The 24,613-nt window shown below is 68.5% G+C and carries 22 protein-coding genes; 14 read left to right on the top strand and 8 right to left on the bottom strand.

What is annotated here, in order from left to right:
• The first annotated feature begins 9 nt into the window (after positions 1-9).
• Genes AAF604_18935 through bamA form a run of 5 tightly spaced genes read left to right on the top strand, consistent with a single transcriptional unit; the run spans position 10 to position 9,490 of the window.
• Positions 10-1,203 carry an O-antigen ligase family protein gene (locus AAF604_18935; GenBank protein ID MEM7051748.1) on the top strand — a complete coding sequence of 398 codons (1,194 nt, stop codon included), beginning with the start codon at positions 10-12 and terminating at the stop codon, positions 1,201-1,203.
• Positions 1,200-1,931 carry a TlyA family RNA methyltransferase gene (locus tag AAF604_18940; GenBank protein MEM7051749.1) on the top strand — a complete coding sequence of 244 codons (732 nt, stop codon included), beginning with the start codon at positions 1,200-1,202 and terminating at the stop codon, positions 1,929-1,931. The genes AAF604_18935 and AAF604_18940 overlap by 4 nt, the downstream gene beginning before the upstream one ends.
• Positions 1,928-2,812 carry an NAD(+)/NADH kinase gene (locus tag AAF604_18945; GenBank protein ID MEM7051750.1) on the top strand — a complete coding sequence of 295 codons (885 nt, stop codon included), beginning with the start codon at positions 1,928-1,930 and terminating at the stop codon, positions 2,810-2,812. The genes AAF604_18940 and AAF604_18945 overlap by 4 nt, the downstream gene beginning before the upstream one ends.
• A 13-nt stretch (positions 2,813-2,825) precedes the next feature.
• On the top strand, positions 2,826-6,674 hold the full coding sequence (locus AAF604_18950; GenBank protein MEM7051751.1) for a translocation/assembly module TamB domain-containing protein: 3,849 nt from the start codon (positions 2,826-2,828) through the stop codon (positions 6,672-6,674).
• A complete protein-coding gene (bamA, locus tag AAF604_18955; GenBank protein MEM7051752.1) occupies positions 6,674-9,490 on the top strand; it encodes an outer membrane protein assembly factor BamA in 2,817 nt (938 codons plus the stop codon). Before AAF604_18950 ends, bamA begins: the two co-directional genes overlap by 1 nt.
• A 127-nt stretch (positions 9,491-9,617) precedes the next feature.
• Here the strand turns inward: bamA and AAF604_18960 are convergent, their stop codons facing one another.
• Genes AAF604_18960 through AAF604_18970 form a run of 3 tightly spaced genes read right to left on the bottom strand, consistent with a single transcriptional unit; the run spans position 9,618 to position 10,529 of the window.
• On the bottom strand, positions 9,618-9,902 hold the full coding sequence (locus tag AAF604_18960; protein ID MEM7051753.1) for a hypothetical protein: 285 nt from the start codon (positions 9,900-9,902) through the stop codon (positions 9,618-9,620).
• 20 nt (positions 9,903-9,922) lie between these two features.
• Positions 9,923-10,207, bottom strand: a complete 285-nt coding sequence (locus AAF604_18965; protein ID MEM7051754.1) for a hypothetical protein — start codon at positions 10,205-10,207, stop codon at positions 9,923-9,925.
• 37 nt (positions 10,208-10,244) lie between these two features.
• Positions 10,245-10,529 (bottom strand): hypothetical protein, encoded by a 285-nt coding sequence (locus AAF604_18970; protein MEM7051755.1) that lies wholly within the window; start codon positions 10,527-10,529, stop codon positions 10,245-10,247.
• Positions 10,530-10,670: 141 nt separating this feature from the next.
• Between AAF604_18970 and AAF604_18975 the strand changes: the two genes are divergently transcribed.
• Genes AAF604_18975 through AAF604_18995 form a run of 5 tightly spaced genes read left to right on the top strand, consistent with a single transcriptional unit; the run spans position 10,671 to position 14,388 of the window.
• A complete protein-coding gene (locus tag AAF604_18975; protein ID MEM7051756.1) occupies positions 10,671-11,015 on the top strand; it encodes a BamA/TamA family outer membrane protein in 345 nt (114 codons plus the stop codon).
• A 43-nt stretch (positions 11,016-11,058) separates the two neighbouring features.
• Positions 11,059-11,649 (top strand): SAM-dependent methyltransferase, encoded by a 591-nt coding sequence (locus AAF604_18980; GenBank protein MEM7051757.1) that lies wholly within the window; start codon positions 11,059-11,061, stop codon positions 11,647-11,649.
• 25 nt (positions 11,650-11,674) lie between these two features.
• On the top strand, positions 11,675-12,886 hold the full coding sequence (locus AAF604_18985) for a DUF371 domain-containing protein (GenBank protein MEM7051758.1): 1,212 nt from the start codon (positions 11,675-11,677) through the stop codon (positions 12,884-12,886).
• Positions 12,883-13,542, top strand: a complete 660-nt coding sequence (locus AAF604_18990; protein ID MEM7051759.1) for a class I SAM-dependent methyltransferase — start codon at positions 12,883-12,885, stop codon at positions 13,540-13,542. Before AAF604_18985 ends, AAF604_18990 begins: the two co-directional genes overlap by 4 nt.
• A gap of 12 nt (positions 13,543-13,554) precedes the next feature.
• Positions 13,555-14,388, top strand: coding sequence for an isocitrate lyase/phosphoenolpyruvate mutase family protein (locus AAF604_18995; protein ID MEM7051760.1), 834 nt, complete (start codon positions 13,555-13,557; stop codon positions 14,386-14,388).
• 47 nt (positions 14,389-14,435) lie between these two features.
• On the opposite strand, the gene AAF604_19000 is transcribed toward AAF604_18995, so the two are convergent.
• Positions 14,436-15,404: a prolyl oligopeptidase family serine peptidase gene (locus AAF604_19000; protein ID MEM7051761.1), complete on the bottom strand. Its 969-nt coding sequence runs from the start codon at positions 15,402-15,404 to the stop codon at positions 14,436-14,438.
• Positions 15,405-15,618: 214 nt separating this feature from the next.
• Here AAF604_19000 and AAF604_19005 point away from each other — a divergent pair, with 214 nt between their 5' ends.
• Together AAF604_19005 and AAF604_19010 are read left to right on the top strand one after the other, a co-directional pair.
• Positions 15,619-16,833 (top strand): bifunctional 3,4-dihydroxy-2-butanone-4-phosphate synthase/GTP cyclohydrolase II, encoded by a 1,215-nt coding sequence (locus AAF604_19005; protein ID MEM7051762.1) that lies wholly within the window; start codon positions 15,619-15,621, stop codon positions 16,831-16,833.
• Positions 16,834-16,852: 19 nt separating this feature from the next.
• On the top strand, positions 16,853-18,019 hold the full coding sequence (locus tag AAF604_19010; GenBank protein ID MEM7051763.1) for a glycosyltransferase: 1,167 nt from the start codon (positions 16,853-16,855) through the stop codon (positions 18,017-18,019).
• A 10-nt stretch (positions 18,020-18,029) separates the two neighbouring features.
• Here AAF604_19010 and AAF604_19015 read toward each other — a convergent pair whose 3' ends face one another.
• From AAF604_19015 to AAF604_19025, 3 genes are read right to left on the bottom strand one after another with little or no spacing between them, the layout of a single operon-like run.
• Positions 18,030-19,130, bottom strand: coding sequence for a hypothetical protein (locus AAF604_19015; GenBank protein MEM7051764.1), 1,101 nt, complete (start codon positions 19,128-19,130; stop codon positions 18,030-18,032).
• A complete protein-coding gene (locus AAF604_19020) occupies positions 19,127-19,555 on the bottom strand; it encodes a hypothetical protein (GenBank protein ID MEM7051765.1) in 429 nt (142 codons plus the stop codon). The genes AAF604_19015 and AAF604_19020 overlap by 4 nt, the downstream gene beginning before the upstream one ends.
• Positions 19,555-20,256 carry a VTT domain-containing protein gene (locus AAF604_19025; protein ID MEM7051766.1) on the bottom strand — a complete coding sequence of 234 codons (702 nt, stop codon included), beginning with the start codon at positions 20,254-20,256 and terminating at the stop codon, positions 19,555-19,557. Before AAF604_19025 ends, AAF604_19020 begins: the two co-directional genes overlap by 1 nt.
• Positions 20,257-20,417: 161 nt before the next feature.
• On the opposite strand from AAF604_19025, the gene AAF604_19030 reads away from it, so the two are divergent.
• Positions 20,418-21,071, top strand: coding sequence for a CDP-alcohol phosphatidyltransferase family protein (locus tag AAF604_19030; GenBank protein ID MEM7051767.1), 654 nt, complete (start codon positions 20,418-20,420; stop codon positions 21,069-21,071).
• Here the strand turns inward: AAF604_19030 and AAF604_19035 are convergent.
• Positions 21,055-23,364 carry a BTAD domain-containing putative transcriptional regulator gene (locus tag AAF604_19035; protein ID MEM7051768.1) on the bottom strand — a complete coding sequence of 770 codons (2,310 nt, stop codon included), beginning with the start codon at positions 23,362-23,364 and terminating at the stop codon, positions 21,055-21,057. The two genes, AAF604_19030 and AAF604_19035, sit on opposite strands and share 17 nt — an antisense overlap.
• Before the next feature lie 471 nt (positions 23,365-23,835).
• Here AAF604_19035 and AAF604_19040 point away from each other — a divergent pair.
• Positions 23,836-24,613, top strand: a 778-nt coding sequence (locus tag AAF604_19040) for a hypothetical protein (protein MEM7051769.1), incomplete at its 3' end; no start/stop codon positions are given.

The following is a 24,613-nucleotide window of genomic DNA, read 5'->3' on the forward strand; positions in this document are numbered from 1 at the left end:
GCGATCGCCATGGTGCGCATGGCCTCTCCACCCGACCCCTCTGCTGCTGAAGCGCGTCGGCCCTGGGCTTTTTGGCTCTATGCCGGTCATCTGCTGAGCCTGCCCGCCCTGGCGGCGTCGAATATCCTCGGCGGCCTCGCCCTGCTGGCCTCGCCGCGCTATTGGCGGCGCGCCGGCGGAACTCCTGCGCGCCGCCGGCTGCTGTGCCTGCTGGCGCTCTACTCGCTGCTGCTGGTGGCGGCGGTGGCCTTCTCCTATGAGCCCGGTCAGAGCCTGACCGCCCTCTCCGAGCTCTTCACCTTGACCACCCTGGTGCTGGGGCTGGCGCTGATCGCCGACATTCCGTTGGCGCGGCGGCTGGTGGATGCGCTGATCCTGCTCGGCTTGATCGTCGCTCTGCTCGGCCTCGCTCAGCTCACCATCGGGTTCGGTGATCTCGAGCAGCGCATTCGCGGGCCGTTTTCCCACTGGATGACCTTTTCGCACTTCTTGCTGGTGTGCGATCTGCTCCTTCTCGGTCGCCTCGCCGCCGGCACGCCACCGCGAAAGCGCTGGCTGCGCTGGGGCCGGTGGGTGGCCCTCGCCATCCTCAACATCGCCCTCTTGGTCAGCCTGACGCGCAGTGCCTGGCTCGGTCTCGCCGTCGCCGTGACCTTGTTGGTGGTGCTCAAGCGGCCGCGGTGGCTTTTGGCCTACGTTCCTGCGGCGGTGCTGATCGTTCTGCTGCTGCCGGTGCCGGTTCTCCACCGGGTGGCGTCGATCGGGGATCTCACCGATCCCTCGAACTACGACCGCCTGTGCATGGCCGAGGCCGGCCTGCGAATGATCGCCCAGCGTCCGCTCTTCGGGCTCGGGCCGGAGCAGGTCGAAGAGCGCTACGCCATCTACCGCTCGCCGTCGGCGCCCCGCTACTGGGTGCCTCACCTGCACAATAGCTTCCTGCAGCTCGCCGCCGAGCGTGGCCTGCCGGCGCTGGCGGTCTATCTGGCGTTGATGGTGACCGCGCTGGCGGCCGCGTGGCGCGGCTTCCGCAGCCGCGGTGGTTTCGCCACCGGCGATGGCGATCTCCATCTCGCCACCTTGCTCGCCCTGGTGGCCTTCAACGTCGCGGGCCTGTTCGAGAACAACTGGGCGGACACCGAGGTGCAGCGCCTGGTGCTCTTCGTGCTGGCGCTGCCCTTCGTCGGCGAGGCCGAACGGTGACCCGCCTCGATCGCCTGCTGACGGAGCGCGGCCTGTTCGCCAGCCGCGAGCGGGCCCAGCGGGCGATCAAGGCCGGCGGTGTCCTGGTGGAGGGACGGTCGGTGGCGCGTCCGGCGACGCAGGTGTCGGCGGATGCCCGCGTCGAGGTGGTGGGAGAGGCGGAACCCTTCGTCTCGCGCGGCGGCCGCAAGCTCGCCGCGGCGCTCGATCGATTCGCCCTCGATCCCGCGGGCTGGACCTGTCTCGACGTCGGCGCCTCCACCGGTGGTTTCACCGACTGTCTTCTGCAACGCGGGGCGCGGCGGATCTATGCCGTCGACGTCGGCCGCGATCAGCTCGCCGAAGCGCTGCGGCGGGATCCACGGGTGGTGGCCCTCGAGGGCGTCAATGCTCGCCAGCTCGAAGCGGGGTTCCTGCCCGAGCCCTGTCGCCTGGTGACCGCCGACCTGTCCTTCATCTCGCTGCGCCTGGTGGTGCCCGCCATGCTCTCCCTGCTGGAGCCGGCAGGATTCTTGCTCCTCTTGGTCAAGCCGCAGTTCGAAGTCGGCCGCGGCGGATTGGGCAAAGGGGGTATTCTGCGCGACGAAGAGGTGCGAGAGCGCACCGTCGAGAACACCGTTCGAAGTCTCGAAGAGCTCGGCCTCGAACGTCTGGGACTGATCGACTCGGCGTTGCCCGGTGCCGGCGGCAACCGCGAGAGTTTCGTTTGGCTGCGAGGACCCGAATGAACGACGACAGGCAATTTCAGCGCGTCGGCCTGGTGGCCAAGGGGACCAGCGAGGAGGCCGGTGAGGCCGCCCGGGAGGTCGCCGAATGGCTCGAACGGCGGGGCCTCGAGGCGGTGCTGTCGCCGCGCCAGGTCGCCCCCGGCGGAACCCCGCCCTTCGGTGGCGATCGCAATTTCGACCTGGTCGTCGTCCTGGGCGGCGACGGCACGCTGCTCGCCACCGCCCGGGCCCTGCCGCGGATTCCTATCCTGGGTGGGAATCTTGGGACCCTCGGCTTCCTCACCGAGGTCAGTCGCAGCGAGCTCTACCCCAGCCTGGTGGAGGTCCTCGAAGGGCGCTTCGAGATCGAGGAGCGGGCTTTGCTCGATGCCGAGCACGTCACGCCCGATGGCCGGCGCAGCGGCTTCCGAATTCTCAACGATGCGGTGATCACCAAGGGAGCTCTGGCGCGCATCATCGAGCTGACGGTGCGGGTGGACGGCCACCTGGTGGCGCGCTTTCGCTCCGACGGCGTGATCATCTCGAGTCCCACCGGCTCCACCGCCTACAACCTCTCGGCCGGTGGCCCGATCGTCGTCCCTCAGCTACCGGTGGTGGTGGTGACGCCGATCTGTCCTCACACTCTGACCCTCAGGCCGGTGGTGATTCCCGCCTCGTCGCGGGTCGAGGTGACCCTCGAGACCTCCCGCGAGGAGGTCTTCCTGACCCTCGATGGCCAGGAGGGCGAAGAGCTCGCCGGTGGCGACGTCGTTGCCGTCGAGCTCTCCCGCGAGGTCGTCCACCTGGTCAAGGTGAGCGGCCGGACTTTCTACGACAGCCTGCGGGGGAAGCTGCGCTGGGGCGGAGGCGTGGCGGGAGTGGAGCCCCCGACCAAGACATGAGACGGATGCGGCCATGACCGGGCGCTCCCGGCGCCGGCGCCTACTGCGGTGGTTGATCTGGACGGTGGTGCTGGTCGTCGGCCTGGCGACCATCCTCCTGTTGGCCATCAACAGCTCGCCGATCGAGCGTCGGCTGATCGCCCTCGCCGAGGAACGGGCGAGCGCCGCCCTCGATCGCCCGCTGACCATCGGTGGTCTCGAGGTCGGCCTGCTACCGCTGACCGTCGAAGGGCGCGACATCGTGCTCGCCGGACCGACGGCGGCCGCGACGCCGGTGGCGCAGATTCCCCGAGCTCGGGTCCACGTTGGCCTCGGCCGGCTCCGGCAGTCCGTTCTCGAGCTAGCGCGGGTCGAGGTTTTCGAGCCCGCGCTGCTGATCGAAAGCAGCAGTGAAGGCCTCAATCTGCCGGACTTCGGTGGTGGTGAGGACGGTGGCGGTGGGTTGGAGGTCGAGATCGGCACCCTGTCGGTGCAGAACGGTCGCATGCGCTTCGCCGAGCTCGAGCTGCCGCTCGACCTGTCGGCCGACGGCCTGTCGCTGCGGGCGATCGGCGAGGGGCCGGCGAATCTGAGATTCCACGCCGTGGCGGATCGTTTCGTCAGCCAATTGCCGGGGGCCGAGTCCTGGCCCAGCGCCCTGCGCCTTCGCGGGCTGGTGACCGCCGACGGCGTGACCGTCGACGAGCTCGCGCTGGACGGTGAGGATCTCCGGGTGACGGCTTCCGGCGACCTGCTTTGGAGCGGCGAGGTGCCCTGGGAAGCGGACTTCGCGCTCGATCTTGCGGGCGACGCCGGCTGGGCTCGGCGCGTCGGCTACCTGGAGGACGAGATCGCCGGGCCTTGGCGGGCCGATGGCACCCTGAAGGCCGATCCGGCGGGCTGGAACGTGCGGGCCGAGGTCGCCTCGCCGCGCTTGACCGCCGCCGGCCTGAGCTTCGAAGAGCTCGCTCTGAGCCTCGCCGGAGACGATCGTGGCTTCCGCTTCGCGCCGCTACGGCTGCGTCACGGTGAAGGAGTCGTAACCGGCGAAGCGGCCATCGCCTTGGCCGAGGTCGAGGAGCTGACCGCCGATCTCGACTACTCCGATCTCGCCATCGCCGAGCTGCTCGCACCCCACGGCATCGCCGGCTTCGAGGACAGCGGTCGACTGCAGGGCGAGCTGTCCTTCCGGGCGCCGCTGTCGGATGTGCTGGCCGGTCGCGGAGCGACGGACTTTCGCTGGTCCGGTCCCGAGCGCTTGCCGGCGGCGGGCGCAGGTCGGGTGACCCTGGCGACGGGCTCGATCACCGTCGAGGCCCTCGAGGCGACCTACGGCACCTCGGCTCTGACCGCGGTTGGCGACTACGAGTTGGCGACCGCAAACGGCGCCTTTGAAATTTTCGGGACGACCGAAGATGCCGGCGAGTGGGCGCCCTGGGCGCCGAACCTGCCGTGGAGCTGGAGCGGTGGACGGGGAACCGTCGAGGCGCGCCTCGAGCTCACCGCCGGGGAGGCGAGCGGTGCTGCAAACCTCGATTTCACCCGCCTGCAACTGGCGGAGCGGAGGGTGGATCGGCTGCGCGGCGAGCTGCGTTTGGTCGACAGCGCCACCGCCGAGGTCGATCTCGTCGCCCAGGCCGAGGGAGGTGAGCTGGCGCTGCGTGGCCGAGTCCCCTTCTCCGGCCCGGGGCTCGACCTCGCCGGCCGGGCCGAGGGCTGGCCCTTGAACGGAACAGCTTCGCTGATCGCGGGGGCGCCGGAGCTCGGCGGCCAGCTCGACGCCAGCGTCGAGATCGCGGGCGAGGTGGCGGCGCCGCGGATCGTCGCGCGCGGCGAGGTGGCCGCCTTGTCGGTCGCCGAGTCGCCCTTCGGAGCCACCCGATTCGAGGTCCGCGGTGGTCCCGAAAGCTGGACCGTCGAGCGGGCGGAGATCTCTCCGGCGGCCGGACCGGTGACGGCGCGGGGTAGCTGGCGCGCCGCCGATGGCGCCCTCGAGGGGAAGCTCGAAGGTGCCTCCCTGAGTCTCGAAGAGTGGCCCTTCTCGCTGCTGACGGCGGGCGGCGATCTCGCCGGCGAGGTGGCGATCGTGGCGCGCGTCGCTGGCACCAGCTCGGCGCCGCAGGTCGACCTCGAAATTAGCTCCCAGGAGGTGATGCTGGGCGCCGAGGCCTTGCCGCCAGCGACGCTACTCTCGAGCTGGCGCGATGGTGTCGTCGAGACCTCCGGATCGCTGCTCGGCCTGGCCGAGATCCGCGGCGGTGGCGCCGCCTCGGCGGAGGCGCTGGACCTGCGCTGGGACCTCTCGTCCGAGCGCTTGCTCGACTGCCTGCGGCTGGCGGCCGGACCGGGAGTCGAGGGCCTGGACGGCACCTTCGCCGGCGAGGCCAGTCTGCGCGGTCCCCTCGACGACCTCGCCGGTGAGATCGTTCTCGATCGCTTCTCGGCCGCCTTTCAGGGACGCGAGATCAACGCCGTCGAGCCGATTCGGGCGCGCTGGAGTGGTGACCAGCTGCGCCTCGAGTCGTTCTTTGTCGAAGAGCGGGAGGGCAGCGGTGAGCTCTTCGCCGCCGGCGTCGTCGACCTCGCCGAAGCCAGCCTGGCGCTCAACGTTCAGAGTAGTCTGTCGGCCGGCTGGCTGCGCCTCGCCCTGCCCACCCTCAAGGCCGACGGCACCTTCAGCCTGCTCGCCACCGTTCGCGGGCCGCTGGCCTCGCCGGCGATCAACGGCCTCGGCGAGCTGCAGCAGGGCCGGCTGGTGATGGCCGGCTTCCCCCATTCCTTCGATGCCGTGGATCTGCGCTTGCTGTTCGATCCCGGAGTGGTGATTCTCGATCGGCTGACCTCCGAGTTCGCCGGTGGCACGGCGCGCGCAGCCGGAGAGCTCGACCTCGCCGAGCTGCTTGCCGGCAACCTCGACTATCGCCTCCAGACTCGCATGGAGGACGTCACGCTGCGTTACCCGGAGGGCTTCGTGGTGCGCGGTGACGCCGCCCTGGTGACCACTCCCGTGGCCGGCGGTGGAACGCAGGTGGCGGGGACCGTCGACCTGCAGCGGGCGTTCTATCTCCAGGACGTGCCGGTCAGCCTGCCCAAGCTGCTGCGCGGCATGCTGCAGCGCGATCGCGTCGAGGTGACGGAGGCCGACGCGGTGCTCGGTTCCCTCGAGCTGGCGATCAACATTCGCGGCCCGGAGGCGCTGCGCATCCGCAACAACCTGGCGGACCTGCGCGGCGACATCGACCTCGCCCTGCGCGGTACCGCCGCCGTGCCGGTGATCATCGGTCTGGTCGACCTGGAGCCCGGCGGAACCCTGACCCAGGGCGAGGTCGAGTACGGGGTCGAGCGTGGTCGGGTGACCTTCAACTCGCGCTACGAGATCGATCCGGTGATCGACCTGCTGGCGCAGACCGAGGTCGCCGGCCACGAGGTTCGGCTGGCGATTTCCGGAACCCTCGACAAGCTCACCACCGAGCTGACCTCGGAGCCGGCTCTGTCGCAGGTCGAGATCCTCTCCCTGCTGGCGACCGGCCGGCGCCCCGAGGGCGAGCCCTTCGGCGCCGGCGCCGCTTCGTCCGATGGCGTCGAGACCTTTCTCTATGGTCAGGCGGCGAACCTCCTCGGCGAACGCGTCAACAGCCTCTTCGGCTTCGACCGCTTCCGGGTCAATCCGGTGGCCAGCGCCGAGGGCGACTCGGCCCTTTCCTTCACCGTCGGCAAGCAGATCTCGCGCGATCTCTTCCTCACCTACACCAGCGATCCGTCGACCGATCTCGACTATCGATTGCAGGTCGAATGGCAGGTGAGCGATGCCCTGACCGTGGTTCTGAGCCAGGACGGCGACGACACCTACGCCGTCGACCTGCGTCTGGAGCACCGCTTCTGATGCTCTGGCGGGCGCTTTTCGGGTGCGTCCTGGTGGTCATCTCGGCGACCGCCGGTTGGGCTCAGGATCCCGTGCTGCGGGCGATCGAGATTCGCAGCGACGGCGATCTCGGCGATCTCGAGGAGGTGCGAGAGCTGTTCACCGTCGCCGTCGGCGAGGCGCTCACCGAGTCCGCCGTGCGGCGCAGCCTGGTCAACCTCCAGGTCAGCGGCTTGGCCTCGGAAGTCGCCCTCTATCAGCGGCCGCAAGGGGATGGCGGTGTGGTGCTGGTGGCGGTGCTGTGGGCCAACCTCCAGGTGGAGGCGGTAGAGGTGGTCGGTGAGATTGGCGCCCTGCGCCGGGAAGAGCTTCTCGCCGCCCTACCGCAGCGCGCCGGCGAGCCCCTCGTCGAGTCGCGCCTGGTGCGCGGCGTCTACCGGCTGCAGGACCTCTTTCTCGCCGCCGGCTATCGCAGCAATCGGGTGGTGCTGGCGCCCGAGATCGACGACCAGCGCAAGGTGGCGCGCATCGTCTACCGGGTCGAGGCCGGCCCCCGGACACTGATCGAGTCGGTGCGTTTCCTGGGCGAGCTGGGCAGCTTCGGGGACGACGACCTGCTCGCCGAGCTGCGCCAGCGACCGGGCTCCCCCTTGCTCGAGGATCGCCTGCCGGAGGATGCCGATCGACTCGAAGGCTGGCTGTTCGAGCAGGGCTACCGGCAGGCCTTGGTGCGCCGTCCGACGGTCACCACCGAGGGCGAGGGAGCCGTGGTCAGCTATCAGATGCGGGTCGGGCCTTTGGTGCGAGTCGAGGTGGTCGGGGTCGAGAGCCGTGAGCTCGAGCGCAAGGGCCTGTTGCCCTTCGCCGAGGGCGAGGGTTACGACGAAGCCCTGCTGTTGCTCACCGAGGATCGGCTACGCACCCACTTCCAGCGCCGCGGCCACTATCGAGTGCAGGTGACGACCGAGGAAGAAGAGGTCGACGGTGAGTGGCGGATTCGCTTCACCATCGATCCGGGACCGGTGCTCGAGCTCACGGAGGTTGGCTTCCGAGGCAACGAGTCCTTCTCGGACGAGCGCCTGGCGCGGTTGATCAAGACCTCGCCGAAGGGCTTCCTCGCCCTCGGCTCGGGGCGCCTGGTGGAGACCGATCTGGCGGCGGACCTCGCCAATCTGCGCTCCTTCTACGCCCTCGAAGGCTTCACCCGGGTGCGCATCGCCAACCCCGGCGTGACCAACAAGGACGATCGCCTGACGCTGGTCATTCCGATCGACGAGGGGCCGCGCCAGGAAGTGGGCTCGATCGACTTCGAGGGCTTTCCGCTGGAGATTCTCGCGGCGGTGCGAGACGAGCTCGAGGTTTACCCCGGAGGGCCCTTCCATCCGCAGCGCCTGCGCCGCTCCCTGAGTCTGCTGCGAGAGGCCTTCGAGCGCCTCGGCCACGAGCGCCTGCAGCTCTCGGCGGAAGAGGTCTGGAACGATGATCAGACCCGTGTCGATCTCACCTTGCAGGTCATCCCGGGGCCGCGCACGGTGGTCGATCGGGTGCTGGTGCGAGGCAATCGGCGCAGCTCCTCGGCGGCCATCTTGCGGGTCGCCGCCCTTTCTGCCGACGATCCGGCGAGCTTGAGCAACCTGCGCGAAGCGGAGCGCCGGCTGCTGCGCCTCGGGGTCTTCCGCCGGGTGCGCGTCGAACGCATGCCGGCGGCCCTCGGCAGCGAGGCCCGTGACGTCGTGATCCGAGTCGAGGAAGGCAAAGCGCGCCGCATCGCCTACGGTGCTGGCTACGACTCGGAAGCCGGCCTCGGCGGCCTCTTCAGCTTCGTCCACAGCAACCTCACGGGGCGCTTCGACAGCTTCTCCATCAATGCCCGGGTGCAGCAGGAAAGCCAACAGTTCAGCCTGTTTCTCGATCGCCCGCGAGGCCAGCGCCTGCCGCTCACCTTTTCCGCCTTCTGGATCGAAGAAGCCCTCGACCTGCGCAGTGGCCCGGCGGAAGACTTCGAGCTCACCCGCCGCGGCGCCCGGGTGGAGACCTTTCACGACTTCGCCTGGGGCAGGGCGGCCCTTTCGGCCGGCTACCGGCGGGTCGAAAATCAGGTGCCGGCGGATCTGCGCCCGGCGGACGAGCCCTTTGCCCGCGAGGATCAAACCCTGCGCCTCTCCAGCCTGGTTGCCAGCCTGCAGATCGATCGCCGCGATGATCCTCTCAACCCCTCCAGCGGCTGGAGCTCGATCCTGCGGCTGGAGCGAGCCCTGCCCGTCGAAGCCATCGATACGGAGGCGGATTTCCTCGAGGTCTTTCTGCAGCAGACCTACTACCAGCCCTTGGGGAAGGCCGGAGTGCTCGCCGGCAGCGTGCGCCTCGGCGGCATCGAGCCCTACTCGGACCTCGACATCGTCGATCCCGTGATCCCGCCGGAGCTCGGCCTGCCGAGCTCCGAGATCTTCATCGCCGAGCGTTTCTTCGCCGGCGGATCGTCGACCCATCGCGCCTTCCGCCGGGATCGTCTCGGCATTGCCGACGAAACCCTGTTCCCGGGCGACGACGCTTCCGGCGATCTGATCGCGGCCGGCGGCAATGGTCTCTTGCTGGTCAACCTCGACTACCGCTTCCCGATCGCCGGTCCACTGCAGGGGGCGATCTTCTTCGACACCGGCAACGTGTGGGCCGATTGGCGCGACATCGAGAGCTCCGACCTGCGCTCTGGCGCCGGCGTCGGGCTGCGCTACCTGTCCCCGATCGGGCCCCTGCGCATCGAGGTCGGATGGCCCTTCGACAAGCTCCCCGGCGACAGCGACGTGGCGGTGGGCTTCGGTCTCGGGACGTCTTTCTGAGGTGATCCGGGGAGGGCCCCGGAAGCAGGACTCGCCCGAGATCGCGGGCGAGTCCTGGTAGAGCTTTCTCCGGGACAACGGCGAACTGGTGTCAGGGCCGCTGGAAGAGAAGCTCGGGCTTAGTGGCTCACTCGTCGCCGCAGGTGAAGCTGCACGACGAGCCGATGCCGAGAAATCCCGAGCGGTGCTCGAATTCGTCGATATTGTTGACGCCGCACTGCTCCACGGCGGTGTTCATGCAGTTACGAAAGCTGACCGCGTCGGCGATCGATTCGACCGGCGCTGCCGGTCCGACCGGTGCGGCGGAGGAGAAACGGACTTCGCGATCACCCCCGCGATGGCCTTCGGCGAAGGTGGGCGCACAGACGGCGAGGAGCAGGATGATTACGGCGAGGCAACGCATAACGGTCATCAATCGGTCCTTTCTCTTGGTCACTCACTACCGCAGGTGAAGCTGCAGCGCGAGCCGATTCCCAGGAAGCCGCTGCGATGGTCGAACTCGACCACACCGTCATCTCCGCAGGTGTTTTCGGCGCTTCGCCGGCATTGGTTGAAGCTGATCTGGTCGGCCATCGATCCCGGACCTTCGGGACCGATCGGGCTGGCGATGACGAAGTCGAATTCGCGATCGCCGGTGCGGTCGTCGGCGGCGAAAGTCGGAAGGGCGAAGGCGATGGTCATTGTGACTATGGCGAGAAGGGCAAGGTATCGCATCAACTTGGTGACTCCTTGGTAATGGCGCATTCGGTCGTGGCTATTCTTCGGAGCAGGTGAAGCTGCACGAGGAGCCGATGCCGAAGAATCCGCCGCGCCAATCGATCGACTCGACTTCACCGTAGCCGCAGCCGACGTGGGCGGCAGCGAGACAGTTCCGGTAGCTGACCTCGGCGATCGCGACCTCGATCACCTCACCGCTGGCGGGTTCGCTGGAGGTTGCCGGTCTCTGCGGAGGACGGTCCACCGCATCCCTTGCGCCGGCGGCGTAGAGGGGGACACTCGTCAGAGCGAGGAGACTTACCAGGGCAATGAGTTTCTTCATGAGTGCTCCTTGTTTTGAGAGCCCGCGACAATTCGCGAGTTTGGAGATGATACATAAGAAAAGTTAAATTTATATCTTCAAGTAACGCGATGCATAAAAATAATCTGAATGTCAATTGTCTCTATTGGCTGGTAAAGTGCTTTGCCTGAGGGTTTTCCAGGGGACGACGCCTCCGGCGATCTGATCGCAGCCGGCGGCAACGGTCTCTTGCTGGTCAACCTCGACGACCGCTTCCCGATCGCCGGTCCACTGCAGGGGGCGATCTTCTTCGACATCAGCAACGTGTGGGCCGATTGGCGCGACATCGAGAGCTCCGACCTGCGCGCCGGCGTCGGGCTGCGCTACCTGTCCCCGATCGGGCCCCTGCGGATCGAGGTCGGATGGCCCTTCGACAAGCTCCCTGGGCGACAGCGACGTGGCGGTGGGATTCGGTCTCGGGACGTCTTTCTGAGGCGTGATCCGTTGCGAGAGTGCATGCTAAGGTGATTTCCGACCGACCTTTCCAGCCCATTCCTCGAAGCGAGCCCTGATGCGAACCTACGTCTCCCGCGGGGGGCAGAAGCTGGAGCACGCCCTCGAGCAGTTCGAACTCTCGGTGGCGGACATGCTGTGCGCCGACTTCGGCTGTAGCAAGGGCGGCTTCACCGACTGTCTGCTGCAGCACGGCGCCCGACGAGTGATCGCCGTCGACACCGGCTATGGATTTCTCGACTATGGGCTGCGCATGGATTCGCGGGTGGAGGTGCGCGAGCGCACCAATGTCCTGCACGCCGAACCACCGGCAGAGGCCGTCGATCGGGTGGTGATGGACCTCGGCTGGACCCGTCAGCGGGACTCGATCGCGGTGGCTCGGCGATGGCTGGCGCCGGGCGGACGGGTGGTTTCGCTGGTCAAGCCGCAGTACGAGGTGACGCCGGAGCAGAAGCGTTTGCTGCGCAAGGGAGTGCTGCCGGTGGAGGTCGCCGAAGAGGTGGCGGAGCGGGTCCAGGGAGAAGTGCGCGCCAGCGGCGTTGAGGTCCTCGCCTTCACGCGCTCGCCGATTCAGGGGCGGGGGTCGCAGAAGGCCAACGGCAACGTCGAGTTTCTCGCCCTCTACGCCTTTCCGGGGGCCGCGCCGTGAGCCCGGTCGCCGGCCGGAGCCGGCGGTGAAGCGCAGCGTCGCCTTCCGCTGCTGGGGGCATCGCAACCTCCGCGCCAGCCATCACAAGACCCTCGAGCTCACCCGCGAAGCGGAGATCACGTCGCGCGCCACCTGCGTCGTCGGCGTGAGGGCGGATTTCGATCCTCGCCAGGTCGCCGGGCTGCGCGGTTCGGTGCGGGTGAGGCTGCGCCACGGCGAGCGGGTCGAGGAGCTGGAAGCGACGGTGCCGGCCTTCGTAGGGGTCCGGCCGACCCTCGTCCTGCGGCGCGGTGATCGCCGTTTCGGCAACACCTTCGCCTACGGAGCGACGGCTTCGGCGAAGGACCTCGATCGCACCTTCGTCAACGCCCTGAGGGATTCCGAGGCGGAGCTGCGAGTGGAGATCAGCGAGCTCACCGAGGCCGCCGGGGCGCTGACCTTGGTGGCCCTGCCGGTGCCGCGTCTCGAGGCTCTGGATGCCGAGGTGAGACTCCGACTCGCAGCGGTCGATGCGATCGCGGCGGAGCGTCTCGGGGATCTCGAGCCTCTGGCCGCAGGCCTCGGCATTACCGAGCTGTTGGCTCTCGAGGCGGCCCCTCTGCTCGCTCGGCTGCGCTCCGGGGAGCGCCTTGCGCTGGTCTCACCGGTCTTCGATCTCGGCGCCCAGGGCGTCCTCTGGAACCTGGTCGACCGGGCCGCGGCCGAGGGCATTCCGGTGGCGGCGGTTGCAGGGGTTCCGCCGTGGACGGCTTGTCTTGCGGCCGGCGGCCTGACAGGGCAAGGGCACTGTCTCGATCGCACCGTGATCAAGAATCGATCACGTCTCGGTCGCCGCCTACGGGCTTTGCAGGGCACGGCCGGAGCCACCGTGCTGACGGACGTCCGGCTGGCTCCGAAGGAGCTGGCGACGGAGGTGCTGTCGCTCCTCGGGGAGCGACGTCTGAGCATCTTGGCGGCGATGGGCACCGCCGACGAGCGGTCCTGGGTGGGCACGGCCGCGGAGCTGGCGACGGCCGGGCTGGAGGTCCCGGCGCCGCTGGTCGTCGCGGTCGCTCCAGGGGAGACGGGAGACCTCCCGACAGGACTGCTTCGGGCGCTGCTCGATGAGGGGGTGCGGGGCCGGACCTTGGCCCGGGCGCTGGCCGCGGACACCGGTTGGTCCCGGAGCCAGGCCTATCAGGCGGTGCTCGACTTGCAGCATGAGGACCCTCTGCGGGAGCCGGAGAGCGGCGAATGAGGGTCGTTGTCGGCAAGAAGGTCCATGGAATGGACCGCGCAGCGCTCGTCGAGCGGGCCACCGCCTATCGCGAGATGGCGGTCGACTTCGGGACCGGCGACGGGCGCTTCGTGCTCGATCGCGCCCGCCGCGAGCCGGAGGTTCTCTGCCTCGGCCTCGATGCCGTGCAGGCGGCGATGCGGCGTTCGTCGCGGCGGGCCGCCAGCAAGGTGGCCCGGGGCGGTGCGCCGAATGCGCTCTTCGTGGTTGCTGCGGTCGAAGAGCTGCCGGGCGATCTCGAGGGTCTGGCGAGCCGCCTGACGGTCAACTTCCCCTGGGGCTCGTTGTTGCGCGCTGTCGCCCTGCCGGACGTCGAGGTACTCCAGCGGATCGCCGCCGTCGGTCGTTCCGGAGCGCGCTTGACGGCCTTGATCAACTATGCCGTGTTCGAGGACGACGCCTATCGCGTTCGCCTGGGGTTGCCGCCGATGGAGCACTTGGTGGAGGGCGAAGCCCTGCCGGAGGGCTGGCGCCAGGCCGGTCTGGAAGTGCGCCGGCGCACCCTGCTGGCCCGGGACGTACCCCACCGGACTTCCTGGGGCCAACGCTTGGTGGTCGGCTCCGGGCGCGGCACACTCCACCTTGAGGCCGTGAAGGCCGATTTGGAGAAGCACTGAAAGGAACCCGCCATGGCGACCCAGGCAGAGAAAGCGATTCGTTTCCGCGCGCTGCATCAGCGCAACCGGGCCTTCGTGATGCCCAATCCTTGGGATGCGGGATCGGCGCGGCTGCTCGCCGGCCTCGGGTTCGAGGCCCTGGCGACCACCAGCTCCGGGTTCGCCAATACCCTGGGCCGGCGCGATGGGGAGGTCTCGCTGGCCGAGTGTGTCGACCATTGCCGTGAGCTCTGCGCCGCCACCGACCTGCCGGTGAGTGTCGACCTCGAAAACGGCTTCGGTGATTCTCCTGCGGCGGTGGCGGAGGCGATCGCCCGGGTCGCCGAGGTGGGGGTGGTCGGCGGCTCGATCGAGGACTGGAGCGGCGGCTCGGCCGGGCGCATCTACTCCCAAACCGAGGCCGTCGAGCGGGTGCAGGCGGCGGTCGAGGCGGTCCGGTCGCTGCCTTTTCCTTTCACCCTGACGGCGCGGGCCGAGAACTTGCTCCACGGGCGTCAGTATCTCGACGACACCATCCGTCGCTTGCAGGCCTTCGAGGCGGCTGGAGCCGACGTGCTCTATGCGCCCGGCCTGCGGACCCTCGACGAGGTGAAAGCAGTGACCGGGTCTCTCGAGGGACCGGTCAACGTGCTGGCGCCGATGGTCGCCGGGGCCACCGTCGCCGATCTGGCGGCGGCGGGGGCGAGGCGCTTGAGCGTCGGCGGAGCCCTGGCGCGGGCGGCTCAGACGGCGCTCCTCGCCGCCGGTCGCGAGCTGGTCTCGGCCGGTGGCTTCGGCTGGTGCGCCGCCTTGGCCGACGGCGATGAGCTCGACGATCTGTTGGCGGGCGGACCTGATGCCGACTGAGCTGACGCAGCCCGGTCGGGCGCGGACGCGACGCCGTTCGGCGCCGTTCAGTTCGCGAGGTGGCGGTCGAACCAACCGATCACCTGCCCGAGAGCCTCGTCGCGATGACCGCTCAGGCCGTGGTCGCCACCCTCGTAGACCACCAGTCGGTAGGGAATGTCGAGGCCCTCGAGCTTGAGCGCCAGGGAGAGGATGTCGTCGGTGGCGACCCGCGCGTCCTCGGCACCGTGGACGATCAGCAGGGGGACGTCGCGAGGCAGCTTATCGGGCCAGTAGAGTACCGAGCGGGCGGCCATGGCGGCCTTGGGATCGTCGTGGTAGCCGGGAACGAACTCGGACCAGTACTCGCCCATCTCCGGCGCTTCGACAATGATCCGCGGGTAGTTGACGGCCGGCCCTCCGACGGCGGCCGCCTGGATGCGACGGCTCTTGGTCAGGGTGCGGAAAGTGGTGGCTCCGCCGCGGCTCCAGCCGAACATGCCGAGGCGCGAAGCGTCGACGTCGGAGCGGGCATCGAGCAGGTCGATCAGGCTGAGGACGTCCTGGAGGTCCCGTCCCATGTACTCTTCTTGACCTTCGCCGCCGCCGTTGCCGCGGTACTGGCTGGCCACCACCAGGTAGCCGGCGCGGGCGATGCGGGCGAGCTCACCGAGCTGAATCGAGGCCGTCGGCTGAGTCAACGAGCCATAGTCGCGGCTACCGCCGCGGTTGTAGATCACCGCCGGATGAGGCCCCGGCGAGCGGGGTTTGAGGAGAAAGCCCTTCACCCTCAGGCCATCGCTCCAGTAGGTCAGTCCGAAGAGGTCGATGTCCGAGAGGGCGGCGTAGCGCGCCGCGTCGAGCGGTGGGGCAGGACGTTTCTCGACCTGCTCGATGTAGTCGGCGAGGTCGGAGAAGCCGGCGATGGGCTGGAGCGAGATCACTTCGCCGTTGTCCTGGGCGAGCCCGCTGGCCGCGAGCAGCAGGGCGAAGGTGCCCGCGATGGTGGTGAGAATCGAGAGTCGAAGGTCGAGCATGACGGGCTCCCCTGGCAGCGTCGGTGTTGTCGATCGGCCGGTGACGGGCCTCGTCGAGAGCTACGCAGACAGCAACCAAATCCCGCCATCGCTGGAGCAGTGCCCAGGCGGCAGCTCTCGCCGGCGGTCTGTTAGACTTTGAAAGCCCTCTGGTGGGCTCTCTCATCCTCTTTCCTGCGAGGGATCTCCACCCCGAACTCCGGAGTTACAAAGCATGAGCAAGGCGTCCCCATTCGCTTCCATCGAGGCGGCCCTCGAGCAGTTTCGCCAGGGTCGCTTCGTGATCATCGTCGACGACGAGGACCGCGAGAACGAAGGCGATCTGGCGATCGCCGCCGATTGCGTCACTCCCGAAGCGATCAACTTCATGGCGACCCACGGCCGTGGACTGATCTGCCTGGCGCTCACCGAGGAGCGCTGCGACGAGCTCGATTTGCCGCTGATGGTGCAGGACAACACCACCCCCTTCGGAACCGCTTTCACGGTGTCCATCGAGGCACGCGGCAAGGTCTCGACGGGCATCTCGGCGGCCGACCGGTCGGCGACCATCCGTACCGCCATCGATCCCGCGACGCGGCCCCAGGACCTGCTGCGGCCGGGTCACGTCTTCCCCTTGCGGGCGCGTCGCGGTGGGGTGCTCAAGCGCTCTGGCCAGACCGAGGCTTCGGTCGACCTGGCGGTGCTCGCCGGGCGCGATGCCTCGGGCGTGATCTGCGAGATCATGAACGAGGACGGCACCATGGCGCGGGTGCCCGACCTGAAGAAATTCGCCGACAAGCACGGCCTGCTCATGATCACCGTCTCGGACCTGATCGAGTACCGCTTGCGCACCGAGACGCTGGTGCGACAGGTGGCGGCTCCGGACTTGCCGACGGCTTACGGCCAGTTCCGTATCTACGGCTACGAGTCGGAGGTCACCGGCGAGGAGCACATCGCCCTGGTGATGGGCGACGTCACGACCGATGAGTCGGTGCTGGTGCGGGTTCACAGTCAGTGCCTGACCGGCGACATCTTCGGCTCCGAGCGCTGCGACTGCGGCCTGCAGCTCCTCGCCGCCCTCGAGCGCATTCGCGAAGAGCAACGCGGCGTCGTGCTCTATCTGCTGCAGGAGGGTCGCGGTATCGGCCTGTTCAACAAGCTGCGCGCCTATGAGCTCCAGGACCAGGGCCACGACACCGTCGAAGCCAATGAGAAGCTCGGCTTCCGACCGGACTTGAGGGGTTACGGCATCGGTGCCCAGGTGCTGCGCGATCTCGGCGTGCGGCGGATGCGCCTGATGACCAACAATCCTCGCAAGTACGTCGGCCTCTCCGGCTACGGCCTCGAGATCGAGGATCGTGTACCCCTCGAGATTCCGCCGACGGACACTAGTCGCGACTATCTGCGCACCAAGCGCGAAAAGCTCGGCCACCTCCTCAAGCTGGTCTGAGGGGCGCGGTCGGACCCCCTTGAAGATTCTGCTGGTAGCCGGGCGCTATCCCTGGCCGGCGCGCCGTGGAGATCAGCTGCGCGCCGAACAGCTACTGCGGCTGTTGGGCGAAGAGCACGAAGTGCAGCTGCTGGCCCCCCAGCCCAGCGGGCCGGCGGTGGCGCCGCCTTCGGGAGTGCAGGTCGAGCTCTACCGGCGCCGACGCCGCTCCCAGGTGCGCGGTTTGCTGCGTGCTCTGAGGTCGGGGATGCCGCTGCAGGCCGGGCTGTTCTTTCAGGCCGATCTCGGTCGCCGGCTGCGCCGCTGGGCGCCGCGGGTGGATCTCGTCGTCCTGCTGCTGGCCCGTCAGGTGCTGCACCTCCCGGATCTCGGGGACCGTCCGATGGTGAGCGATCTGATCGACAGTCTGTCGCTCAACTTCGAGCACCGGGCACGGGTCGACCATCCTTGGATGCGGCCGCTGTTGCGTTGGGAAGCCCAGCGCCTGCTGCGCGCCGAGGGCCGGTTGGTGGAACGGGCTGGCAATGCCTGGCTGGTATGCGAGCGGGACCGCCGGGCGCTGGCCCAACGCCTGTCCGGCGATAGTGGCGAGCTCGCGGTCGTGCCGATTCTGGTTCCCCCGGCTCCAGTGACGCCGGCCACCGGGGCCGATCAAGAGACCTTGGTCTTCACCGGCAATCTCGGTTACTTCGTCAATGCCGACGCCATCCAGTGGTTCGTGGAGTCGGTCTGGCGAGGCTGGGCCGAGAAGCGTCCGCGGGCGCGCTTGGTGGTTGCCGGCTCGCGGCCGCCGCGGGCCCTGCGGCGGTTGCTGCGCGCCACTCGCGGCGCCGAGCTGGTGGAGTCGCCGCCGGATCTGCAACCGATTCTGGCGCAGGCGCGAGTCGCCATCGCGCCGATGCGCTGTGGCTCCGGAGTGCCGATCAAGGTTCTCGAGGCCTGGCGAGCCGGAGTGCCGGTGATCGCCTCCTCTTGGGCCGCCGCCGGCACCCGCGGCCAAGGCGGGCGCGAGCTGTTGGTCGCCGACTCGGTGGCCGAATGGCATGACGCCCTCGATGAGCTGATGCAAGGGCCGGCCCTCGCTGCGCAGCTCGTGGCGGCCGGTCGAGCTTGTCTCGAGCGCGAGTACTCGCCCGAGGCGGTGCGCGCCGCACTGCAGCGCTCCCTCGCGGCGGCCTCTTCCTGAAGAAGAACGCTTACGGCGCCGGTTGCCGAGCCGACCAGGCGGAGGTGTCGCCGGATTCGAAGCCATCGGCGAAGAGAAGCTGGTCCGCGGCTTGGCCCCAGTGGCCGGTCGGCAACAGGGTTGGGCCGAGCCAAGCGCAGCGATAGGGGGCGTCCGAGTCGACGAAGGCGCGAGCGCGGTACCAGAGCACCGGGTCTTCGCCGGCGAGCGCCCTGCCCACCACATCTCCGAAGCCCTCCTCGGCACAACTCCCGGCAGGGGCTGGGTCCCCGTAGGTGGTTACCAACAGCTCTCCGGGGGGAAAGGGCAGGTCCGCGGCCCCCGGCACCAGGCGGTAGCCACGGCCGCTCTTGGGGTCGCGGATCTGCCAGCCGGCATCGCCATCGAGTTGTCGCGAGCGCCGTCCGGCGGTGCGATAGGGGAGGCCGTCGGGGCCCGAAACCTCGTCCCGGCGCAGGCCGCCGAGATCGAAGTCGAAGCGCCAGGTGACCTCGTGATGATGCGGCGTGCGGGCGCAGGACCGGCCCTCGCTGAGGGCTCCGACGAGGGCCTCGATGCGACCGTCCCGGTGGAGCACCCAGCGCAGCGTGTAGCGAGACCAGCCGGCCCCGACCTCGGAGGTCAGCTGCAGCCGGTCGGCGCCGGCCTCGAGTGCGACACCGGACTGACAGGCCCAGGGTTCGCCCCAGGGGCAATTGCCAGCGAAGCTTTGGGGACGGGCTCGATCGCAGGTCGTCACCACCGGCCGGGCGGTCTCGAACCAACCCTGGGAGCGCTCGCCGTCGATGCCGAAGGCGAGCTCCTGGCGGCTCCAGGTGGTAAAGCAGCGACCGGAGCACAGCGGGCTCTCCGGATCTTCGAGGTGACGGACGGCGAGATCGGGAGTTTGGGCGCGGGCGAGCACCGGGCGACCGCGAAAGAAGACCTGCTGCAGCTCGAGGCCGGATCCGGTGGCGCCGCCGCCGTCTTTCGGACGCTGAATACAAAGCTGCCAAACGGGATCGGCCTCCGGCCAGGCGACGTAGCGCGCCGGTGGGTGGCACTCCGGCAGGGGTTGGGCGCCGGCGGCGGGGACGAGCAGGAAGGACGCCAGGAGGAGGAGAGGTCTCATGGCTCTAGAACCCGTCGGGTGTCGAGGTCGACGATCCAGCGCTCGCTGGGGGCACCCGCTCGATCCTCGAATCGGAAGATCTCGAGACAGCGATGGAGGGCTGGACAGGGCCTGTCCTGGAACCGGAATCCGCCTCCCAGGTGGTCCGTTGGGGTCAGGTCGGCATGGCCGCGAACGGTGGCGATGGCCTGCCGAATTTCGCTCCCCCGAGGGCTCGGAGGCTGGGGCGCCGGGCGCTGGGAGAGGACTTCACCACGCAGGGCGCGCCGTTGTTCGATCCAGCGACCGGCGGCGTCGCGCTGCAGCTCGACGCGAGTGGGGAGGCGCTCGGGACCGACCTTGATGGTGTCCTGCCACTGCCAGCGAGGGCCGGCCGGCGGCGAACAGGCGAGCAGCGCGAGGAGCCCGGCGGCCAGGTACCGCATCAGCCCTCGTCCGTCGGTTCGGAGTCCGCGAGATCGGCGAGGACCTCGCCGCCGAAGTGGTGGGCGAGGGCCGGCACCAGTAGCCAAAGGGCCGCCAGCAGAAGCAGTGCCGTCGCGATGCCGAGAGGATTCGGGCGACCGGCGGCGAGGTCCGGCAACTGGGCCGCCGCGTGGCAGTAGACCAGCGCTCCGGGCAGAATGCCGACGACGGTGGCGAGCAGGTAGTGGCGGAACCGAATCGCCGTCAGTCCGCACAGGTAGTTGAGCAGGTTGAAGGGCAGGATCGGGAGGAGTCGAAAGAGCAGCACGGCCCAACCGCCATGGCGAGCCAGGGCTCGATCGACGGTTCGCCAACGGCTGTCGGCGAGGCGTTGGGCGACGGCAGCGCGTCCGAGGCGGCGGGCCACGGCGAAGGCTGCCACGGCGCCCAGGCTACCGCCGAGCAGCGAGAGCAGCAGGCCGCTTTGAAAGCCGAAGGCGGTCACCGCCAAGGTCATCAGCAGCAGAGCCGGTACGGCGAGCACCGTGGCCAGTGCGAAGATCAGCACGAAGGCGGCCTCGCCCCAAGGTCCGGAGCGCTCGAGCAGGCCGGTCAGCCGTTGCCAGGCGCCCGGGTCGATGGCGTAGAGGGTGCCGGCGGCGATCAGCAGGGCGCCGGTGGCCAGCAGGGCACCCTTCGGAGTGCGCTCGGCGACTTCCATGGCGGCAGTTTACCGAGGTCCAGCGGCAGGTAGCTCATCTCCCGGCGTGCTGGCTGCGTACAAGATGACAGGGCGCCGGGAATCCCCTCCGAAGGTTGTGGTAGAAGGCAGGAGAAGGGGCGGCGGAGCACTGGCCGCCGGACATCGGGAGTGATCGCAGCATGGCCGAGCTGATGAGGAGCGAGTCCGTTGGTGCCACCAAGGCGCAGGAGGATCTCTGGGAAGAGCGCCTCTACCTCGCGGTGCGACGCCTGCGCGATCTTCTCCTGGCGCCGCTGGTGACCCCTTTGGCGGCCCTCGGCGTGCCGCCGACCCTGCTGAGCTGTGCCGGCGTCGCCCTGGCCGCGAGCCTGATCTGGTCCCTCGAACGGGCTCCCGCGCTGGCCTTGGGCGGCTTTGTGGCGGCTCTCCTCTGTGACGCCCTCGACGGTGCCCTGGCGCGACGCCAGGGGTGCGAAAGCGCCCTCGGCAAGCTGTGGGATCAGCTCTGCGATTCGGCCACCTGGGCGGCGGTGTTGGTGGCCGTTCTGGTGGCCGGGTTGGCGCCGCCGGTGGGGATCGCCCTGGCGATCTATCTCGGCGTTCTGCTGCTCTTTCTCGGAGTCGTGGAGAGCACCGCCCGGCGACCCGGGGCTTGGTGGGTCAATCCGCGGGCGGGATTTTTCGCCCACCTGCCGAAAATCTTCGTCTACGGGGCGATCCTGGTCTATCTGCTCAGCGAGCGCTCATGGATTCCGCTGGCGGTGGTGGTCAGCAACGGCTTCGCCCTGGCAGGCGTCGTCGGCCTGCTGGTGGCGCTCAAGCGTCGCGGCTGACGGCCTTCGTGCTGAGCCTCTCCTCCATCGCCTGGAGGGCGTCGCCGAGCTTGCGGGTGGAGTCGTCCGGGCGCGCCACCCGGGCCATTGCCTGGCGGCCTCGCCGGCAGTAGAAGAGGGCGGTCTCGGGGTCCTGCAGATGCTCCGCCTTGTCCGCCGAGAGGTGGAGGTAGGGCAAGGCCTGATGCCATTCGCCGGCCAGCGAGTAGTGGTGTGCCAGGGCTTCCGCCGCCTCCCGCTCGCGGCCATGAAAGATCTCCCGGAAGGCATTGCCCACCTGGTGGTGCATCTGCTGGCGCCGCAGGGGGTTGAGGCTCTCGTAGACGGCTTCGCGGATGCGGTAGCTGGCGAACTCGAAGGTGCCTCGGCGCGCCCCTCGCGCCCACAGCACGACGTCGCGGTCGCGGGGGTCGTCGGTCCAGTAGCGCGGGAACTGGCGAATGAACCAGCGCTCGAGCATCAGCTCGATGCCGATCTCGACCACTCCGATGTGCTCCTCGGCGGCGCGTCGCAGCAGGCCGACATCGAACTTCTGGCCGATCACGGCGGCGAGCACCAGGAGCTGCCGGGCCGACGTCGGCAGGCGGCTGACCCGCTGCACGATCAGACCATCGAGGGACTCCGGATGGGGCAGATGGTCGAGGGGTGGGTTGTCGCTCAGGCTCCAACGGTTCTCGGGCCCTGGGATCAGGACCCCTTCGTCGCATAGCAGGTTGATCAGCTCGACGAGATGCAGTGGAACGCCGTGGCCGTGATGCTCGAGATAATCGGAAAGCTCGTCGCTGCGCTCGCTACCGATCAGCACCCGGGAGATCTCCTGGATCTTGGAAGCCGAGAAGGATTCCAGCGGAATCAGGTCGAAGCGTTTCGGTGACAGGCGCTGGAGGAGCAGCTCCAGGGGATGATGCGGGTCGAGGCCCTGGTGGGCGGTGCCGAGAAACCACACCGGCAGCCCGCGCAGCTTGTCGAGGAGATGCTCGAGGAGCTGGAAGGTCGACGGGTCGGCCCACTGCAGATCGTCCAAGAAGACGATCATCGGATGCCGCGCCGTCGGCGGGCCGCAAAAGGCCTCGAACAGGCGCATCGTCAGGTCCGGCAGGGAGCGCAGCCGTGGTGGGGCGCTCTCCAGGGGGGCGCGCCAGGCCGGCTCGGCGACCGGCGGCAGGGCACCGGCGATTTCGGCGGCGAGCTCCGGCAGGCGGCTCCGCGGGTCCTTCGATTCGTGCGGTGGATCGTCCGAGAGGGCGGCGTGGAGAGCCTCCGTGAACGGCTGGAAGCTCACTACCGGGCCGTTCTTGTAGCTTCGTCCCTGCAGCACCGAGGTGTGACGCTGGGAGGCGAGCTGGTGAATCACCGACTTCGCCAGCCGGGTCTTGCCGAGACCGGCGGCGCCGGTGATCAGGGTGAAGCGGACGCCGCTGCGCAGGCTTTCCTCGAAGCCTTCGCGCAGCTTGCTGGTGGCGTGCTGACGACCGACCAGGGGCACGAAGGGGCCGAGGGGCTCGGCAGCGCTGCCGCCCTTGGTGGCCGGCATGTCCTGCTGCAGGATCTGCTCGTAGAGGATGCGGGTCTCGGGCATCGGCTCGACCCCGAGCTCGCGCTCGAGCAGGCTCGACAGGTCTTCGAACTGGGCCAGGGCGCGGCTGCGGCGGCCGGAGATGGCGTAGAGCTGCATCAGCTCACGGTGGGACTCTTCGGACAGCGGGTCCATCTCGACCAGGCGCCGGGCGTGGCGCACCGCGTCGCGGTACTCGCCCTGATTGCGCAGCGTTTCGACCAGCAGCTTGTGGGTCTGGATGGCGGCGTCGCGCAGGCGCTCCTGCTCGGCGACCAGCCAGTCCTCGAAGGCTTCGCTGCCCTTGACGAAGAAGCCGGTCAGGAAATCGCCCCGGTAGAGCTGGCTAGCGCGCGCCAGCTCGCGGGCGCGGAGCTGGTCGTCGTCTTCGACGGCGGCTCTCTCCAGGGTCTTGTCGAAGGCCTGGACGTCGAGCCAATACTCGATCTCGGGATTGAGCTGCACCGCCTGATGGGCGCTGCGAATGGCGTCCTTTTCGGAGGAGCCGAGGTTGCTGCGCAGATTGTAGAGAGCCTGGCGGAGATTGCGCCGCGCGGTGGCTTGCTCGTGGTCCGGCCAGAGCAGGCCGGCGAGCTGGTCACGGCTCAGCGGCCGATCGGCATGGCTCGCCAGGTAGGCGAGCAGGGCGCGAACCTTCTGCGATTCGAAGCGCTCCACCGGGCGCCCATCGCGGAACACCTGAAACCCGCCTAGCAATCGGATCTCTAATGTGCTCATCGGACGAGCTCCGGCGAGGGCTGCATGACGGTTTCGGAATGGCCGAAGTCAGCGCAGACGGTCCAGATTTCCGCGGGAGGGTGCGGAGAGGTCGGGAAACGTGTGGCAAAGGCTCAGTCTTCGATCATAACGGATCGCGAGCCCGGACCGAGGGATTCGTCCTTTTTCTTGCGCGAATTCGGGGAAGTTGAATTCATTCAGATTCTTCAGATTGCCCCCTGACATTTTCCTGACGGGCCTGGGAGATCCTCTGACCGTCGGGATAGCTGGTTTTTCCTATGTTCAGAAATTTAAAAACAAGGTCCCTGCTCGCGAGCCATCACGTCACTGCGGAGTGTCCAGGCCCCCTGACGCTCCCCTGACGCGCCGGTGGTACACCTGTACTCACGAGCGGTACATGACATTCGAATCAGAGCGCGTGACCTCATTTGTCAGCGAATCCGAGGCGGAGATTGGAGACTGGAGACTGAGATGAAAACACTGTGTAAGTCAGGTTTGATTTTTGCCGTCGCGACCTTCTTGGCGACGGGCGCCGTCGCGCAGATTGGCCCAGGGCCGTTTGCGGCGTTTCCTTCGGCGGATCCGACGGACAGTCGGTTCCTGGGCTTCGGTTGCCCGGGCATCGAGACTTTGGAGCAGGGCGTCAGCATCGCTTTGACGGTGCCTTCGACGTCGAGCGAGTTCACCCTGAGCTTCTTCGACGGTGAGACCGGCGGCGCGGATGTCGACGGATTGGAGCACTGGGATGTCGGCGACCGTCAGCTCGAGTTCTTGCTCTACGCCGATCCCCTGCTGACGGGGACCACGGACGCGGCCAGCTTGGTCGGCCGTTGGACCGGCAACGATCCCAACCCGCTGGCCGATCCGGGTGGTCTGTGGACCACTTCGGAGGCGCAGATGCCGGACAACGATTGGTGGGGTGCCACCATTCAGACGTCGGCGAGCGCCCAGTCCCCGAGCGGCTTCTTCCATTACAACCTGGTGATTCAGCTCGATGGCGACTGCATCACCGGCGAGGTTCTGGAGAGCAACATCAAGGTTGCGTCGTCGAACCCGATGACCTTCCTGGTGCCGAGCTTCGGCCTGGTGGCGGCGCTGCGCGAGGTGGTCAACGACGCCGCCTTCGTCTACCCGACGGTCAATTTCGCGGATCTCTCCAATCCGCGCGTGTTCGTCGATGCCCCGACCAGCTACGACGGCACCTTCACCTTCTTCTTCTCGGTGGCCGAGGGCTCGACCGAGCTTCGCC

Source organism: Acidobacteriota bacterium, from assembly GCA_039028635.1.
Classification (GTDB): Bacteria; Acidobacteriota; Thermoanaerobaculia; order Multivoradales; family JBCCEF01; genus JBCCEF01.

Bases quoted from the DNA above. Each gene is read 5' to 3' on its own strand.
- bamA (MEM7051752.1), top strand. From the start codon at position 6,674: ATGCTCTGGCGGGCGCTTTTCGGGTGCGTCCTGGTGGTCATCTCGGCG.
- AAF604_19035 (MEM7051768.1), bottom strand. From the start codon at position 23,364: ATGAGCACATTAGAGATCCGATTGCTAGGCGGGTTTCAGGTGTTCCGC.
- AAF604_19015 (MEM7051764.1), bottom strand. From the start codon at position 19,130: ATGAGACCTCTCCTCCTCCTGGCGTCCTTCCTGCTCGTCCCCGCCGCC.
- AAF604_18970 (MEM7051755.1), bottom strand. From the start codon at position 10,529: ATGAAGAAACTCATTGCCCTGGTAAGTCTCCTCGCTCTGACGAGTGTC.
- AAF604_19005 (MEM7051762.1), top strand. From the start codon at position 15,619: ATGAGCAAGGCGTCCCCATTCGCTTCCATCGAGGCGGCCCTCGAGCAG.
- AAF604_18980 (MEM7051757.1), top strand. From the start codon at position 11,059: ATGCGAACCTACGTCTCCCGCGGGGGGCAGAAGCTGGAGCACGCCCTC.
- AAF604_18935 (MEM7051748.1), top strand. From the start codon at position 10: ATGGTGCGCATGGCCTCTCCACCCGACCCCTCTGCTGCTGAAGCGCGT.
- AAF604_19030 (MEM7051767.1), top strand. From the start codon at position 20,418: ATGGCCGAGCTGATGAGGAGCGAGTCCGTTGGTGCCACCAAGGCGCAG.
- AAF604_19020 (MEM7051765.1), bottom strand. From the start codon at position 19,555: ATGCGGTACCTGGCCGCCGGGCTCCTCGCGCTGCTCGCCTGTTCGCCG.
- AAF604_19025 (MEM7051766.1), bottom strand. From the start codon at position 20,256: ATGGAAGTCGCCGAGCGCACTCCGAAGGGTGCCCTGCTGGCCACCGGC.
- AAF604_19000 (MEM7051761.1), bottom strand. From the start codon at position 15,404: ATGCTCGACCTTCGACTCTCGATTCTCACCACCATCGCGGGCACCTTC.
- AAF604_18945 (MEM7051750.1), top strand. From the start codon at position 1,928: ATGAACGACGACAGGCAATTTCAGCGCGTCGGCCTGGTGGCCAAGGGG.
- AAF604_18990 (MEM7051759.1), top strand. From the start codon at position 12,883: ATGAGGGTCGTTGTCGGCAAGAAGGTCCATGGAATGGACCGCGCAGCG.
- AAF604_18960 (MEM7051753.1), bottom strand. From the start codon at position 9,902: ATGACCGTTATGCGTTGCCTCGCCGTAATCATCCTGCTCCTCGCCGTC.
- AAF604_18950 (MEM7051751.1), top strand. From the start codon at position 2,826: ATGACCGGGCGCTCCCGGCGCCGGCGCCTACTGCGGTGGTTGATCTGG.
- AAF604_18995 (MEM7051760.1), top strand. From the start codon at position 13,555: ATGGCGACCCAGGCAGAGAAAGCGATTCGTTTCCGCGCGCTGCATCAG.